The sequence below is a fragment of the Ignicoccus islandicus DSM 13165 genome (assembly GCF_001481685.1).
GTDB classification, from domain to species: domain Archaea; phylum Thermoproteota; class Thermoprotei_A; order Sulfolobales; family Ignicoccaceae; genus Ignicoccus; species Ignicoccus islandicus.
In genome coordinates this window covers 199,622-215,950 of the sequence record NZ_CP006867.1, presented here as the reverse complement: position 1 = coordinate 215,950, position 16,329 = coordinate 199,622, and the positions used below count along the sequence as shown (strand labels likewise).

The window sequence follows — 16,329 nt, the reverse complement described above, 5'->3', positions numbered from 1 at the left end:
CACCTACGAGGTCGAACGAAGAAATGACTATATAACTTTAATGAAATAAAAAGCCTTATTTCCCCTTTCGCGGCACTCGAGTTATGTGGGAGGGTACCTATGGAATACTTCCGTGAGGAAATGGACGAATTCGAGGTTATGGTCGAGGAAGAGGAGGAATTGATTACCCTCGATGAGCTCGAGGAAGAGGAAGAGGAATTATGAGCGAACGCTTGGAAAAAGCAAAGCTTTTATTTGTCGTCTTAATTTCCCTCGCGCTTACCCTCAACTTCTTCTACGAAGAGTATCAATTTGCTCAAATGGAGCCAGTATCACACGAATACATTGGCGACGAAGTGTGGTATACTAGTGCGGCTAGGAACATCCTAAGGGAGGTATTCAACCTCTATCCGCCTTGCGTAAGCGGTTGTAACGCGACCTTGCAGTTCAATAGCGCCCTCAATTTATCTTACTTCTTATTGAACTACGCCGGTAACTACTCCGTAGACGTTCTGTACCACTACCAAAAGGTCGAGAACGCGATATACGTTTCCATTCCAAAGGACGAATTAAAGGAAATAATGAAAAAGAGAGACGAGTTGAACTTAACTATAGTCCAGCCGGGATGGAAGTACCCAGAACAAAAGGGGATATTGAGGTACTTGAACTTGGAACATCCCCCTCTGGGGAAGTATTTCATAGCCTCTGCAATGCTTAAGGAAGACGTACCATGGATGTGGAGAGTCCCCGGAATCGCCTTGGCCTCGATAGCCCTATTCTCTGTATTACTGGGGAGTTACTTGGCTACTAGGAGCCTCTGGCTATGGGTTGCAATAGCCCTCTTGATCTACCACGACGTGGCCTTTAGGACCATGAGCATGGTTGCTATGTTAGATATTTACTCAGCTGTATTTAGCATGATCTCATTAGCGCTACTGCCCTTCAAAGTAGAATTAGCGATAATCGCCTTTGCCCTAGCGGTCAGCTCTAAGTACACGGCCGCCTTCTACGCTTTACCCATAGCGTACTTGCTCTTAAAGAAAGGTAAGTCGCCTTTAGCGTCAGTAGCGCTCCCAGCGCTAGCTGCCCTCATCGCTTTCGCGCTGCTATCAATGCCTCTCGCAATCAAATTGGGCGTGACTAAGTGGATAACGGAGGTGCTAAACGGCCTCTCTTGGTTCACCGTTTCCAGACCCTCGGGCCCTCCTCCAGCCAGTCCCTTGGATTGGATAGAAGGTAGGGTACCTTCCCCGCTGTACATCGATCCGGCAGTTTACTCTGTAACTAACGCTGCAATAATGAAAACGGCGCTACTCTCCTTCCTTATCTTGTATCCCCTCAAAGATAGGAGGCGATACTCCTTACCTTGGTACGCGTCCTTCTTCCTCGTCAGCTCCCTACTGGGCTTCGAGTTGCTCTACCTTAAAGGGAACAAGACCTTATACACCTTCTATACCGTAGTTTTCACTCCCATGGCAGACATAGGAGCAGCAGGAATAGTTGCGTTACTAACCAATTTCGATGACGTGGCGTACTCGCTTGAATGGTGGAGGAGAGCAGTATCCCTCGGGTGGGCTCTCATTAAAGGAGAAAAGAGGCTGAAATGCGAAGTAATCTAAGCGAGACTTTATATCCCATCCACTTCTACTCCCAAGGGGAAAGATAAATATGGCCAAGGGTCTGTACCATTACCTAAGGGAACAATGGAAGAGGCCTTACGACGGTGAACACGGAGAGCTCATGAAGCAGAGGTTCATCCAGTGGAGGAGGGAGCCGGCAGTAGTTCGAATCGAGAAACCTACTAGGCTAGACAGAGCTAGGGCGCTAGGCTACAAGGCCAAGCCTGGAGTAGTAGTAGTTAGGGTAAGGGTCAGTAAAGGTGGGCTGAACAGACCGAGGCCTAACAAGGGTAGGAGACCAAAGAGAATGGGTGTTTACGGATACGCTCCAGCTAAACCAACCCGTCTAATAGCTGAAGAGAGGGCAGCTAGGAAGTATCCCGGCCTAGAAGTGCTCAACTCCTACTGGGTAGGTGAAGACGGCCAGTACGAGTGGTACGAAGTAATACTTGTGGACCCACATCACCCCGCAATAAAGAGCGATCCGGAACTCAACTGGTTAGCTAACCCATCCAATAGAGGAAGGGTGTTCAGGGGACTAACTAGTGCAGGAAAGAAGATGAGGGGACTTAGGAAGAGCAGGGGACTGAGAGGCACAGTCAAGCACAAGTGGAAGAGGAAACAGAAGGAGAGGGAACTTAGGAAGAGACACGAAGCAAGCGGAAAGGCCAAGCCGAGAGCGGTAAGGGAAGTGCCTGACTACCACAAGGGCACTCAGTAAAGGGTTCAGACGGGGATAACTACCACATACCCCCTTTTCGGTCTACCTCGATTTCTTCATTACCCGAACTATACGAAACGGACGAGCTCTAAAAACGGGAACTCCACCCCAGTGAGAACACTTGGCTTAGAAGATGGAGATATCGCAAGAACGTTAAGATCTATGCACTTATCTAGAGCATTAAGTTTTCGAAACCTGTAAATTTCTTCGTATATAGCTTAACCCTTTGCGAGTTCGCAAGGGCTGTTTTGGAACATCCGAAAAGTACCTTGGTGGTCAAGAGAAGTAGTGGGCCCGCGGGGATTTGAACCCCGGACTACCGCCGTGTGAGGGCGGCGTCCTTCCGGGCTAGACGACGGGCCCTCGGAAAATGGAGGCAAGATAGGTCTATAAAAATATTTTCTTCCATGCTCAATTGAATAAAAATAGGAACATTTTTAAAGTATTATTTGACAGGCGGAAATAACGATGTGACGCGTTCAAAAAGCGTAGAAAGTTATGTGAGGGGGCAGCGGCCCCGCCGGGATTTGAACCCGGGACCACGGGCTCCGAAGGCCCGCGCTCCTCCTGGCTGAGCTACGGGGCCAGTTTCTACAGAGACGAGTTGGAAATTTAAAGTGAACTTCGAATTGGCTTCGATTCGGAACCAATTTTATCCATTCGTTTTCGCGCGCTTGAATGAACTTTTTTCATTCTTTTGCTATGAAGGAAATAAGTTTTTCTATCATGGATCTCTGCTTTACGCTTTCGCTTGAACGCTCAAGTAGGTGTACTTACTTTCTATTCCATTTTGGATCTCTACTTGTTCTTGTGTATTATGTTCTAAACAAGAAGCTTTCCTACTTTCCACTCTCTCTTGGATCTCTACGGCTTTATGACGTTGTTTTTGATTATGATACGGTTAAAGATGCTTTCCACTCCCTATTGGGACTCTACTAGGTTCCTTGCGACGAACTTCCTCACATCCATATTTGTGACTTTCCACTCCCTATTGGGACTCTACAAATTGAACGAAAAGTTCGCAACAAGTTTGGTTTCGATACTTTCCACTCCCTATTGGGACTCTACAGGGCGTTCGAGACGTACGCACTGAAAATACTCGCCGCTTTCCACTCCCTATTGGGACTCTACGAAGGTCTGCGAGGAAGCGGGGGCCGACATCGTCAACACAACTTTCCACTCCCTATTGGGACTCTACCAAAATCTCTAAATCGATTCCTAACAGTCTTAGCATGAAGTCTTTCCACTCCCTATTGGATCTCTACCGCGAGGAAGAAGAGAGACGCATACTAAAGCAAACTGTGTTACCCTCTTTCCACTCCCTATTGGATCTCTACAAAAACTCTGGCAGTTGAGCGCGCAAAAGGTGAAGGATTCTTTCCACTCCCTATTGGATCTCTACCTTACTTTCACTTGACCACTCGCTCAACTCGAAACTACTCACTCTTTCCACTCCCTATTGGATCTCTACCGTTGCCCTCCTATTTAAACAACCAATTCTCCATCTTTTAACCCTTTCCCTTCATCTGCCTTTCCACATTCACACCTTTCCTCTCAGAACTTGAATTCAAGTAGTTGTCCAATATATTCATGCATATGCTTGTATAAGGTAGGCCGGAGTAGAAATCCCCATGATCATCAGAGTTCTCATGATCGCTTATTAACCCCTCAATGCAACTTCTCATTGTAAAGATCGATCTTGAAAGGACCTTGTACTAATGGTCTAAGCTCAAGAGTGGTAAATTGCATTTGTTTTCGCAAATACAATGTTGAATGATTGGGTTGAAATGGAATTGAGCATTAGGAAGTCTGGTAGAAACTGAAGGTGCTTAAGGAGACCATTGTTTCTGAATTCAAATGGTTAAGGTTGAGGAAATAATGGAATTGATTGTGAGTAAATGGAAAATCGAATTTGGACAAGAGGTGGAGATGGGCATTCACCATCGGATGGTGAATGAGATAGATGAATAAGTCCATGGAACTCTAACGACATTAACTACAAATGACGCTCGTAGAAGGGGCATCGAATGGACGAAATCTTGAACTTGGTAATTGCTCTATTTGTAATAATAGATCCTTTAACAAACGGTCCAATATTTCATAGCATGACTTCTCACTTGCCCAGTAACGTGAGGAAGAGAATAATAACGAAAAGCGTAATAGTAGCAACAATAGTCTTGTTAGTTTTCTCAATTCTAGGCGATTACATAGTAAAGCCCTTTGGAATGAATCTGACTGACGTTAGAATGGCTACCGGCTTGATTCTATTAGTTTACTCCATACAAGCGCTCTTGGGCCAAACTGAGGCGCAAATGATAGACCCAGAAAGCATAGCTATAGTGCCCATGGCCATTCCAATGCTCGCTGGTCCTGGTGCCATAAGCTTGGTTTTGTACTATCGTTCCGTCTGTGGACCAATATGCACAAGCGTAGCCGTACTAATAGTAATGGCTATCTCAATCCCGATGTTGAGATACGGAGAAGTTATCTACAAGGTGCTTGGTAAAAACGGAATAACGGCCCTTTCGAGAATAATCGCAATATTGCTAGCTGGTCTGGGAGTCGCAATGATAAGGGAGAGCGCTGTCGAAATACTTTCGGAAATAATGAAGTAAGCGATGAGGAAGGGTGCAAACGCTGAACGATGAGGAGCTAGAACCATTCCCATCCGAGCGGTTTCACTTCCCTTCCGTATAAGGTAACTTTGGCTGGACCTTCCCTAACTCTTCCTATTACCATACCGTCGATCTCTTTAACCAATTCTAGTCCTTCTCGATCCACTACGAGCACAGGCAAATATTCCTCTCCGGAATACAACACGTACTTCTCATCTAAGTTGCTTGGAAGGACATGTAATTCTATGGCCTTATTCGATGCTTTAGCGAGCTTCCAAAGGCTCACGGCCAGCGAATCGCTCGAATCAGTCGAAGCTCTGATGAACTTCCTATATTTTACTAAGGCTTCCGCTAGGCCCTTTGGAATTCGCGGTCTCTTGCAATGGGCCCTTTCCTCGTCTCCAGCTATTCCTTCTAAGCATGCTTTGACGCAACCCCAACACCCCTTAGGTATTACCACTAGGTCGCCTTCCTCAGCCCCATCAATTGGGATTGGGTTACTACAAGTTCCCAATGAGAAGGCATCTATTGACTCATTTCCCCTATTCGTATCGGCCCCTAGAAAGGTCAAGGAATATTCGGAGACCGCTTCCAACGCTCCCCTGCTTAGTTGAAGCGCGCTTTCGATATCGTTAGCGTAAACCGAATACCCGCTTCCCCTGGGAACGCATCCCTTAGCTACTAAGTCGCTCAGGGACGCAATTACTCCCCTCCACCCTACATCGCTTAAGTCCATGAAGTCCATCATTACTTCCTTCGCTGCAAATCCGTCAACGTTAACGCAAAGCGACGTTTCCGCTATCTCGATGCAGTCGCAGTCGTCTCCGGGACCTAGCTTACCAGTTTTAACTCCCATCTCCCTCACTAAATTTAGAAGTCTCTCTTCCGTAAAGCCCAAGGAGGCACCGATCGGTTTGAAGTCGGGAAGGGTTTTTGTGTGGGACACGAGGTTCGGTACCAGTTACTTGGCCTTGGAAGTTAAGTGCGAAACTAAATCGGAGTGCTTTCAAAAGGTCAAGGAGGCCAAGGAAACCTTAAGGCCTCTAGATGAGTCGCCCATACTGACTTGGAGCGACTTCTGTAACGCCTTCTTCCTAGCCACTCGATACGCTTTTCCAAAGGAGAGGATAAAGGAGTTTATCGATTCCTTAGAAGCAACTGGGTGGGAGGTCGTTAAGTATGAAGAAGGCAATTCTAACGATTATCGCCTTGCAGACGATACTTACGGCATCGCCATTGATGAATCCAGTGAGGGCAATAGGTAGTTACGGGTTTACTTTCTACGGAAACGGACTGCTTCAAATAGAGAGCTTGACCTTTCAAGAAAAGCTCTTCAGTAAGATATACTTGATGACTCCGTTAGATCAATGCTTAACTCAGCCTACGTGCAACTTCCAGGTCCAAGGTCTCTTGAACTCGACGCTGCCATCGGGATCTGTATGGGAGTTCCTTAGGGTGAGGTTCAAGGTGCTAACGACCGTACCACCAACTTATTCCATATTAAAGAACTATCTCGGTCCAGTTGCTGACAAGCTGTTCATCATGTGCACTTTGAAGCCCGATTTCGGGGCGGCAGTGAACACGATAAAGGGAACCATAGGCCAATTCCTAAATTACGGAATGAAGACCTTCTACTTCTTCTCGATAGCTCCTTACGGAGTCCAGCTCAAGCCCGGAGATACCATAGAGTTGGTTTACTTCATGTCAACCTCTCCAACGGACGTTAGTTTGCTAGGTAGGAGGGCTCTGTTCAACAACTGCCCTTGGGGCGGTCTATACTTGCAACCTCTGCCAACGGTTTACAACTTCGGTGGAGTAGACTTACTTCAATTGGCTTGGGGTTGGGTGTTACCTAACTTCATCAAGCCGGTCTCCTATTGGGACTATCCGAAGAACGTTTACGTTACCGTAAACGTGAACGCGCAAATGAATTACCCTACTCAAGGAACGTGGAGCGCCCAGAGAGGTCCTTCGGGCTTAATATCGGTTCCTCCGCTCCAAGCCACTGTTGCAGTAGCGTCCTACCCGCAAGCCGTACCTAACTTGAAGCTACCGGCCGCCTTCGTTGCTGCTGTTATGCAGAGCTTCGAAGTGGGCTTCGAAAGGAAGTGCCCTGGCGACGTGGACTTGGACGGAAAGTATACAATGAAGGACTTCGAATTGGTGGGTTGCATGACTGGCGTTATAAAGAACCAAGAGTACTGTAACGCGCTTCTGTCTTCTATACCGCCTATCTTGATGAACTTGTTCAGCGTAACTGGCGACTTCACCCAAGACGGAACGGTCAATCAAATGGATGCGTTGGCACTCTTACAAATGGTCGGGAAAGAATGTCCTTACGGGGACTACGCGAAGTACTTATATGGAAAATAAGAAATTACTTCTTCTCTTTCTCTTTCATGTAGTAGTACCAGAACCACCAACCCCTTCCGGGTGCCCAGAACGGAGGTATCTCATCGAACGTCCTCTCAATTTCCTCCGGGGTGGGGGGCGTTATGCCTCTCTCTTGGGCCCATAGCCACCAGCAAGGACCTGGACCCCTACCTCTCCATCCTCTTCCCCAACCGGGACCTCTACCGCCCATTCCTCTACCAAACCAGTTCCACCACTTAGGCATACTTACCACCACTGTTAGGTATACCTAACGGGCTATATAAATTATTTATCTCTAGTGAACATGAAGTTACCTTTTTTGCTTGAGTTAGAAGAGGTAATTCGGGTACGGCCTATGGTTAACTTGGATAAGCTCGGACCAGGAGAAAAGGCTCCGGAAGTAGTCAACGTAGTAATAGAAATTCCCATGGGTGGTTACGTAAAATACGAAATGGACAAGGAGACGGGTTTCATTAAGGTCGATAGAGTCCTATATACTGCCATGTACTACCCCTTCAATTACGGTTTCATACCAGCAACGCTCGAGGAGGACGGAGACCCAGTAGACGTGTTAGTAATTAGTCACGATCCCTTCTACCCCGGTACTTACGTTAAGGCGAGACCCATTGGAGTGCTAGTAATGGAAGACGAGGAGGGTCCAGATAGCAAGATAATCGCTGTGCCCGTTGAGAAGGTAGACCCTAGGTTCAAGGAAATAAGGGACGTCTCTGACTTAGACGACTTAACTAAGGACAAAATAAAGCACTTCTTCGAGCATTACAAGGAGCTGGAGCCCGGTAAGTGGGTCAAGATAAAGGACTGGTTACCTAAGGAAGAGGCCTACAAGAAGATAAAGGAGGCCATAGAAAGGTATAACAGCAAGTCCAAGTAAGTCTACCCCGAACTACGCGTCAAGAAGAATACCTCATTTCCCTCAACCTTTTGTACAGTGAAGTTCTCTTAACGAATTGCTTCTCCAAGGCCTCTAGGGCGCATTCTAGAACGCGCTCCGCTTCTTCGAAATCGCTCATCAATTCGTTTATTTTCAACGCGTCGTTCCCAGCCATAGCTTCCAATAACTCTCTTTTTAGAATCACAGTTACGAAAAGCGTTCCTACGTGTGAATACAACATCTCAGTTGAGCTCCAAACTTTACAATCTCCACTAAATCCACACTTCAACTCAGAACACCCTTCTACCTCTTCTAGAGATAAGAAGCAGTTACACGTACCGCTCCTAATGAACAACGTCGATAGACCGAAGTCCCTAGCGAACTCACTCTCTAGAATTGCGCCTGATGGAACTGTATCCAAAACTACTGCCATCCACGCGAACGCATATGTCTCATAACGTTTGGGCGGGGAGGTGGAGGGTGCCTCGCACCCTATAAACCGACCCTAAATTCCTTTTCGGTAGATTCCAAGAAGAGGTGCTTACCAAAGGTTTCGTTTACTCCAGTCTTTATTATAGCGTCCCTTATCAACCTACTGAGATTTCGAAAGAATAACGTATTGCCCAAGCTAACTTTTTCGTTTCCGCTCCAAGGACCTAGATATAGTACCCCTGCGGGAAGCCTTTCCATTACTCGGTACCTCGCCTTCTTATCTCGTAAATGGTCACGAATTCTTCGGAACCTAGAGTGGCACTATATAGAGCTAAAGCGTCCTCCCTCCCTTTTATTTCCAGCAACTCGTTAATCCTCCTTTCTATTACGTTAGCGAGCCCGAGTAATGCTTCTTCTAGCTTAGTTACGTCGCTTTCCTCTTCAGCTATTTCGACGCTGTTACCCTTACGAAACCTAACCTTGATTCCAAGGTTTCGGTTGAAGAATTCATTTAATTCCTTCACTATCTCCTCGCTCTCCTTGGGCTCGAAAACATTCTTCTCAATCGGAGAACTCCATAGTAGTTCGTTCGTTTCCTTCAAGGCTACGCGCAAATCGCCGCGCTTCTTGTAAAGCAAACTTAACGCACCTAGGAAAACTTTGGAGAAGCGTAGGACCTTCTTGGAATCCTTAATTTCTATTCCATTCATCTCACTGCGATATTTCTTTAATTCCGTATCCAAGTTATGCACAACTACACTCAAGGGGAAATAAAGCTCAGTTCCCTCTACTCCAACGTTGGCATCGTTCATCGGACATCTACCCATTCCTAGTGTTATGTTTATGTAAGTTTAAAATAAGTTACGTGGTCTACTTTAAAATATTCTAGTGTTAATTACTGGAGGTGCGGGAGAAATAAGGTACTACCGTTTCGTGTATTGATCGTTACAACTTAGGGACGTACCTGGTCTCGCAAATTTCTTCCATGAAGTTTACCGGATCCCGTATAGCTATTAGCAACGGATTCTTCTTAACGTTGATTACTATATAGAGCCAATATTTGTCTCTGTTCTTCAAAGCAAATCCCATTTCCTTTTTAGTTAACTCTACGTACATTGAAGTTCCTTGCCTTCCCTTCACTTCTATGTATCTCTCTTCTCCAGTCCTCGGATCTATACTGTAAATGTCGTAGTGCTCGTACCTACTGACGTCAGTCGGTTGCCTGCCGTTCAGCTTTTCGTATTCCATGGCCTTTTCCATAGCAATTTTCTCTATCTCCTCAACTTCCTTCTCTGAAGCATCGCCAATCGGATTTCTAATTTCGACTGCATATATTCTAGCTATTTCCTTCAATTTAATATCTAGATCTTTGGACGCGTCTTTAGGTATGTACGGCCTTTTCCTAGCGTAACCCTTTTCCTCGCTCTTCTTCAAGTAATTGGGATAGGCCCGTATCAAGGTGGTCTTCATAATAGTGTTTTTCAACTTCAATTTTAGCTCAAGAAAGGCGTTTCTCGGTTCATCTTCAGCTTTAATCTCCACTGGCAGAAGTAGATCCGCGAGGTCGTTAATCGTTCTTAGGACCTCTATAGCGCTCATCAATTCAAAGCCTTTGTCCTTGTTGGGCTGTTCGCTCGTTACGCGTACGCCTATCAGATTCTTATAGACGGATCTGTTAACGCGTTTTTCATTTAAAGCGACCTCGACCTCAAATATTCGAATTTCGTTAGCTCTCCCCAGCGCGCTCTTCGGTGCTATGAAGTATAGCTTGTCTCCAGTTGCCCTTGTTCCTTCCAGAAGGGATCTTAGTAGAACCATAGGGTTAGTGTCTTCACGCTTGAGAGTTCCGTCTCTTACAATAATTCTGCCTTCTCTTAACTCAGAGTTAAGGTTCCGGAGCTCTGCCACCTTTTGTATCAGCCTTAGGAGCTCGTTCTTCCCGTTATTAGCTTCCAATCCCCCTAGTAGCTTTTCAACTACCTCTTGGAAATACTTAGCCCGTTCCTCCCTCCTTAACGACATGTTCCTCATTACTTCATTGAGCTCCACTATCTTTCGAGAAACTCTCCTGACGTATTCTTCTAGGGCCTTCCTACCGCCTTTCAAGTATTCCGAAATTGCTTTGAGTTCGTTAAATTCCATACCATCCTCTAGTACGGGAGGGCTCGTTGAAGTCCCCCTTTCAATGAAGTTATCCACGAGAATTATTTCTTCGCCAAGAATATTCCTATCGTATTCTATTGATTCGCTCATAGCTAGAAGCTTTGAATATAGCACATTGAGAACGTCGCTGTCTATTCTGGAATCACTCATCATTACGTAGCTCGTAACCTCTCGTTCTTGACCGTATCTCCATACCCTACCTAATCTCTGTTCCAGTTTGACGGGACTCCAAACCAGTTCGTAATTTATGATCACGTTCGCCTTCTGGAGGTTCAAGCCTTCGGAAGCGACGTCGGTCGCTATTAGAACCTTAACGTTCCTTCCTAGCTCGTTCTTTAGTCGACTCAATCCGTCTTCTTTCCTTCTCTTTATCCCTTTAGGTAGGACGACCTCTTTAGAAGTTATTAAGGCAATTCGTCCCTTAAACTGTTCCATCTTCGAGAGCTTTCCATAAAGGTATTCGGCTGTATCTTTATATTCAGTAAAGACCACTGAAACGTCGTTTCTCCCCATATGTTCCGTTAGATACTTGATCAATTTCGATAGCTTCGTATCGCGTTTGGCCACTTCATTAGATAGTTCGATTAATTCCTCTAACTTGGTCCTCTCGCTTGGAGTTAGACCTAAAGATATGGATTCGATTCGTTCCAATAGCTCGTCCGGTTCCATCTCTTCCTCATAGTCATAGAAATCGCTTAAGCTCTCCTCTAGTTTTTCAATTACTTCGCGTTGGGTCGAAGAGTCCTTGTCGCTTAGCAACCTCAGCAAGGTCTTCTGTGCAGCGAGGGGACTGGACGATATTCTCTTAGCGAGTATTGTTAATACTATTCCAAGACCCTCCTTCTCTTTTCTCTTATAAACGTTTCTTACTAGCTCTATTGCCTCTTCATAGAACCTTTTCTCCTCAGGACTCAGTTTCACTATTAAAGCCTTGAACTTCGCGTTCTTAAATACGTTCCTTTTCTCGTATACCTCGTTTACGTCTAGTTTGGTTCTTCTAATTACTAACGCATTTTTCGTTAAAGAGTAAAATTCCGGCGAGTCCAGTTTCCCTAGATCTTCAATAAGGTACGGATCGATCAACTTCAACCTAGACAAGTAGTCGTAGGGGTCTCCTCTGTGTGGAGTTGCTGAAAGCAGTATTAAGTTCAGGTCGTCATATTTGCACATGCTTTCGATAGCTCTATACCTTTGGGTGGTCCTTCCCTTCTTGCTACCTAGCTTGTGAGCCTCGTCAACTATAACGAAGTTCCACCTAACCTTCGAGACTTCCCTTAAATATTCGCTCCTCTTGAGTTTATCTATCGAAATCAAGTACCACCTATCCCTAAGCATTAGACTAAGTTCCTTCAAGTTGTCCTTAGTTATCTCGACGACGTTTACCCCGAATTTGTCCCTTAACTCTTCCTTCCATTGCTCCAACAATATCCTGGGAACTACTATCAGGACTAGTGGTTCGAAGTCTCTGGTCAACTGATAGTATTTAACTAATAACGCCGCCTCCAGCGTCTTACCGAGACCGACTTCGTCTGCAATGAACGCCCTTACGGGCTCCCGAAAGGTCGCTACAGTAAGTAACTCGAGTTGATGGTTAAGTGGATGTATCCCCTTTAGGGATGAGAGGAACCCGTATGGGTGAAGGCTTAACGCATCAACTATTCTCTTAATTAAACTTAGTCTCGCGTTACTTATCGAGTTTGTAGAGTTTTCGAAACGAACTGACCACCCTACATACGCTCCAAAACCCGCCCCTTTCAAAGTTTTCCACTATTTTGGAATACCAGAAGGTGTCCTCGAAGTAATTAAGTTCCCAGACGATATCCCTTGCTTTCTCAATTGCTCTAAGGCTCTTAGTGCATTGACGAACGCTGCAAGTTATTACCAACTTCTTGACGAGCCTGTCTACGTCCCCGTATAGCAGTATCTTAGTGCCATTGCTTTCGTAATATACTCCAATCTCCTTTGAAAGCGTATCTAGGTTCGATAAAAGGTACTTCCAGTCGCATTTAAGTCGGAGGAAGCCATTGAAGTAAGCGTACTCGTGAACTCTCCCCTTGGATCTCTTCTTCCTTAACTCTATTACTGAGCTCTCTTCCAAATCACCCATCACCTATAGCGGACGTAGAACTTTCCTAAAGTTTTCCTCTCATCTTCTTCGAATTTGAGCTCAGTTGGTCCGTCTCCTCGAAGCTCTATCTCGTAGCTAATAGACTTCGGTCTAAAGCTCTTTAGAACGAACTCGCTCACAGCCTTCACTTGAGTTGTAGGAGAGTTCCTTAATCCAATCCTCATTTCGCTTTCGTCATTCTCTGCGTTTAGTGTGAACCTAGTCGCTTTCCAATTACCAAGCTTGTTTAGGAGAATGAATAGCGGCTTGAGGTCGTTTTCCGCTTTCAAAATTACTTCCTTCGCCTTGTTCGGAACTCCCTCGTTCCAATCTTCTTCTATTCCTTTCACCGGTATCTCAACAACCTTCTTCAGTTCATTACCGTTATAGAGAACCTTTATTTCCACAGTACGTATTCCTTCCATTTCCGGTACCCTCAAGATCAATTTAGCAGTTTTACGTTCGCCCGGTTTATTGAAAGTTACTTTATCGGGCACGACGCGTCCTTCGTTGCTAGTTATTCTGACTTCTCCCTCAAACTCTCCAACGTTCTCAAGCTCTATTGCGATCTCCGTTTCTTCTCCGGGCTTTACCGCCTTCGGCACCTCTACGTTCGAAATTCTAACTCCTTTCTCTATTTCTTCGACCCTCCTAACTATTTCAATTGGAGAGGAGAGGTATTCGATATCTTCTATTACGCTTTCCAATGATTTTAGTTCAATTGTTTCGCCTTCAACTCTCGCGTAATACTTGACCCTCTCTACTATCGATCCTTTGTCTATTTCGAGTTCCTCCAACATGTTCTCTCCGAATGGGTTCCATGATTCGATTAGGTACCTCAGTATCTCCACTGGGGTCGTTACTCGGCAATTCTCTCCTACTTTCGTTCCGTCGAACGTGATTTCTCTTATTCTGTTACATTGACCCTTCGAGCACCTCTCCTCAACGACCTTGAATATCTTGGTGTAGATCTCGTTGCCGCAAATGAGGTCCGATTCTTCTTCGAATGCCTTAATTACTTCGTCTTTAGGAATTGCGGGTAGCGTCGGATTCGCGTAGAAGTAATCTACTATTTCGCCTATAGTCTTTCCAATAATACTTACTCTCAATTGCTCTAAGTAGTCTTTAATGACTTCCAAGCTAACTTCGCTACCGTACTTGGCCGAAAGTAGCTTCCCTACATCATATAAGGCCCTCTCGGCATTCTCTACAATGCTGTAGTTAGTGATCTTGATTTCGGAAGCATCGACTCTGTTCGAGATCAAGTCCTCCGAACGGGTTGGGTAAGCAACCTCGTTTAGCGAACTGTAGGTGTTCGTTATGAGTTCTTGCTCTATTTTATCGCACGTTAGCTTCAATTTCATTTCAATCGCTTTGAAGTCGGCTTCATCTAAGTTCGCGAACGATTCCTTAAGTCTGCCCTTGAGTCTTTCGCAACCAATTCGCTTCTTCATAGTTTCCAACGTCCTTTCGATGCGTTCGGTGTTTCCCGGATATAGCACGTAGATGGAGTTACTGTAACGCCTTATGCCGTTACCAACTCTAAACATGAGTTGTTCTAATTCGCCCTTCGATGGCTTTTCCAGCACAATCCATAGAACGTATTTGCGTTCGTCTATGTCCCAGTCTTCAAGCCTTTTCTTAACTATTACGTCTTCGAAGAGCGCCCTTTGGCCTCTCGCGCGCCTAGGCTTCGACCTGACGTTACTGGGTGGTGAATCAACGTAGCGTTTTTCTATTTCATCTAACAACTGCTGGAGAGCCTCGTCCCGTGAGACGTTCCTGGCCTCTTCCTCGATAAGTTTCCTAATGTCACCAATGACGCGGAAGTAGTACCTACCGTCCTTCTCGTAGAGGTAACCCAGTTTCTCGTACAACCATTCCAGCGTTTGCAAGTACTTCGATGGCTCCCAACGGTTTAGGTCACTAGAAATTACTTCGTAAGTAGCTCTTACCACATCGTACTTGGAAGGAAGTATCGTTGGTTTCGAGAGGATTGCGTGTGAAATAGTGAAAGTTTTCGCGAAGACGTATTTAGCTATTCTCTGGGCCAGTTCTGGCTCATCGCACTCCGAAGCCCTCTTGAGAACGTCTTCGTTAAAAACTCTTGAGAACGCCTCGAGCTCGCCTCTAAAGAGGGTTCCCTCGAGGCCTCCAATTGATGGGTCAATGTGATACGGCATTACTAGGGACGTTTTTTCCCTCCTTTTAAATAATTCCCTTACGACGATTCGGGAGATCCTTAACGCATCTCTAGTTTTTTGGAGGCCTTTGTGGTTCTCAATTATCGTCTTAATTACGTCTATGTAATCGGGATGGAACGGGTATGTAGAGTTGATCTCGTTTACCCACGCTGTGCTCCCACCGAATTCGTCTACGTGTTTAGTAACTAAATCGTAATACTTGCCTACTACCTCATTTACCGCTCCCAAGTCTATTTCCTTGAAGAGCCTTACCTTCAAGATCCTTGGTAAATCGTCTGGTTTTACGGGAGCGTAGGGGAGCGCTATCCTTCCAACGGCTTTGTTAATTCTGCTAACTATTTCTCTATAGTGAGATTCTGTTTCTCCCTCTTCCTTCGGTACCGAAATTATCGCAACTGCGTGGGGTGATGACTCTATAGCTTTGGCAAAATTCTCTAAAAACGTAATTACTTGCTCCGAATACTTCCTGAGGTCTTCATTACTCGAGTCAGCCAACCTTTTAACGTAATTCGAAATTTCATCTATCAGCACAAGCGTTGGTCTACTTTCAAACATCTCAATTATTTTATCTACTGCCGGCGGCGTCAAGTTCTCTTCGTAATTCAAATATCTGGGGAAAACTCCTAGCTTATAGGCTAGGTATCCCCACAAGGTCCTTATTGTTACGTTTCCTTCTTTGAGAGGCTCTAAGGGCGATGGGGCAGTAGCTGATACGTGGCCGTCTATTACTACGATTTGAACGTCCTTTAATCCGGAAAGAATATCCTTTAATAGAGATAAATCCTCGCGAAGCGTTTCGTCCACCGAGGCCTTACGGAGTGCTGGAGGTCGAGATACGGCATGATATATCGATAGCATCGTATGGGTCTTTCCTCCTCCAAAAAGGGAATTTAAAAGTATTAATCGGCCTCTTTTTCCTGAAAGAGCTGTGCCCACTTCCTTTATTACTTCGATCATCTCGCGAGTGAGTACCGTCCTCTCGAAGAACTCGTAGGGATCGACGTAGATCTGATGTTCCCTCTTTAAGTAAACGCCGCCCAAGCTCGGGGCCATTTCCTTGTCGAGACTCTCATCGAAAACGTCTTTCCGTAGTTTGGCGGCTTCATAGAACGGTTTAAAGGTACATCACCTTGAACTGAACGCACGCAAACCTTATTCTACGTTGTCCTACCCTTCATGAGAGTATTAATATAAACTTACAGATTGGCAAGTCTTCGGTCCACT

The 16,329-nt window shown here is 45.4% G+C and carries 14 protein-coding genes, 2 tRNA genes and 1 CRISPR repeat array; of the genes, 6 read left to right on the top strand and 10 right to left on the bottom strand.

Annotation, left to right across the window (positions count from 1 at the left end):
• Positions 1–200 precede the first annotated feature (200 nt).
• Both EYM_RS01235 and EYM_RS01230 read left to right on the top strand, forming a co-directional pair.
• Complete coding sequence (locus tag EYM_RS01235; protein WP_075049306.1) at positions 201–1,598, top strand: hypothetical protein; 1,398 nt, start codon at positions 201–203, stop codon at positions 1,596–1,598.
• 49 nt (positions 1,599–1,647) lie between these two features.
• Entirely contained in the window at positions 1,648–2,319 is a 672-nt protein-coding gene (locus tag EYM_RS01230) for a 50S ribosomal protein L15e (RefSeq protein ID WP_075049305.1), read from the top strand.
• 289 nt (positions 2,320–2,608) lie between these two features.
• Here EYM_RS01230 and EYM_RS01225 read toward each other — a convergent pair.
• Positions 2,609–2,682 (bottom strand) — tRNA-Val (locus EYM_RS01225).
• 149 nt (positions 2,683–2,831) lie between these two features.
• Positions 2,832–2,905: transfer RNA gene (locus EYM_RS01220), tRNA-Arg, on the bottom strand.
• Between the two features lie 256 nt (positions 2,906–3,161).
• A CRISPR array of direct repeats spans positions 3,162–3,790; the repeat unit is 26 nt; unit sequence CTTTCCACTCCCTATTGGGACTCTAC.
• Positions 3,791–4,346: 556 nt separating this feature from the next.
• Here EYM_RS01220 and EYM_RS01215 point away from each other — a divergent pair.
• The gene (locus tag EYM_RS01215) at positions 4,347–4,934 is read left to right on the top strand and encodes a MarC family protein (protein WP_075049304.1); all 588 of its coding nucleotides are present in this window, start codon (positions 4,347–4,349) and stop codon (positions 4,932–4,934) included.
• Between the two features lie 37 nt (positions 4,935–4,971).
• Here the strand turns inward: EYM_RS01215 and EYM_RS01210 are convergent, their stop codons facing one another.
• Complete coding sequence (locus tag EYM_RS01210; protein ID WP_157058709.1) at positions 4,972–5,880, bottom strand: thiamine-phosphate kinase; 909 nt, start codon at positions 5,878–5,880, stop codon at positions 4,972–4,974.
• Between EYM_RS01210 and EYM_RS01205 the strand changes: the two genes are divergently transcribed.
• Together EYM_RS01205 and EYM_RS01200 are read left to right on the top strand one after the other, a co-directional pair.
• Positions 5,870–6,199, top strand: a complete 330-nt coding sequence (locus EYM_RS01205; protein WP_075049302.1) for a hypothetical protein — start codon at positions 5,870–5,872, stop codon at positions 6,197–6,199. The genes EYM_RS01210 and EYM_RS01205 overlap by 11 nt on opposite strands.
• The gene (locus tag EYM_RS01200; RefSeq protein ID WP_168050140.1) at positions 6,114–7,307 is read left to right on the top strand and encodes a hypothetical protein; all 1,194 of its coding nucleotides are present in this window, start codon (positions 6,114–6,116) and stop codon (positions 7,305–7,307) included. Before EYM_RS01205 ends, EYM_RS01200 begins: the two co-directional genes overlap by 86 nt.
• A 4-nt stretch (positions 7,308–7,311) precedes the next feature.
• Here EYM_RS01200 and EYM_RS01195 read toward each other — a convergent pair whose 3' ends face one another.
• Entirely contained in the window at positions 7,312–7,551 is a 240-nt protein-coding gene (locus tag EYM_RS01195; protein ID WP_075049300.1) for a hypothetical protein, read from the bottom strand.
• 111 nt (positions 7,552–7,662) lie between these two features.
• On the opposite strand from EYM_RS01195, the gene ppa reads away from it, so the two are divergent.
• The gene (gene ppa / locus EYM_RS01190) at positions 7,663–8,199 is read left to right on the top strand and encodes an inorganic diphosphatase (RefSeq protein ID WP_075049299.1); all 537 of its coding nucleotides are present in this window, start codon (positions 7,663–7,665) and stop codon (positions 8,197–8,199) included.
• Between the two features lie 19 nt (positions 8,200–8,218).
• Here ppa and EYM_RS01185 read toward each other — a convergent pair whose 3' ends face one another.
• From EYM_RS01185 to EYM_RS01160, 6 genes are all read right to left on the bottom strand, one after another.
• Positions 8,219–8,632 (bottom strand): hypothetical protein, encoded by a 414-nt coding sequence (locus EYM_RS01185; protein ID WP_157058708.1) that lies wholly within the window; start codon positions 8,630–8,632, stop codon positions 8,219–8,221.
• A gap of 59 nt (positions 8,633–8,691) precedes the next feature.
• Complete coding sequence (locus tag EYM_RS01180) at positions 8,692–8,889, bottom strand: hypothetical protein (protein WP_075049297.1); 198 nt, start codon at positions 8,887–8,889, stop codon at positions 8,692–8,694.
• Positions 8,889–9,443 (bottom strand): hypothetical protein, encoded by a 555-nt coding sequence (locus tag EYM_RS01175; protein WP_075049296.1) that lies wholly within the window; start codon positions 9,441–9,443, stop codon positions 8,889–8,891. The genes EYM_RS01180 and EYM_RS01175 overlap by 1 nt, the downstream gene beginning before the upstream one ends.
• 133 nt (positions 9,444–9,576) lie before the next feature.
• Positions 9,577–12,552 (bottom strand): protein NO VEIN domain-containing protein, encoded by a 2,976-nt coding sequence (locus EYM_RS01170; RefSeq protein ID WP_075049295.1) that lies wholly within the window; start codon positions 12,550–12,552, stop codon positions 9,577–9,579.
• A complete protein-coding gene (locus tag EYM_RS01165; RefSeq protein WP_157058707.1) occupies positions 12,479–12,892 on the bottom strand; it encodes a hypothetical protein in 414 nt (137 codons plus the stop codon). The genes EYM_RS01170 and EYM_RS01165 overlap by 74 nt, the downstream gene beginning before the upstream one ends.
• 8 nt (positions 12,893–12,900) lie before the next feature.
• Complete coding sequence (locus EYM_RS01160) at positions 12,901–16,158, bottom strand: DUF499 domain-containing protein (RefSeq protein ID WP_075049293.1); 3,258 nt, start codon at positions 16,156–16,158, stop codon at positions 12,901–12,903.
• Positions 16,159–16,329 lie beyond the last annotated feature (171 nt).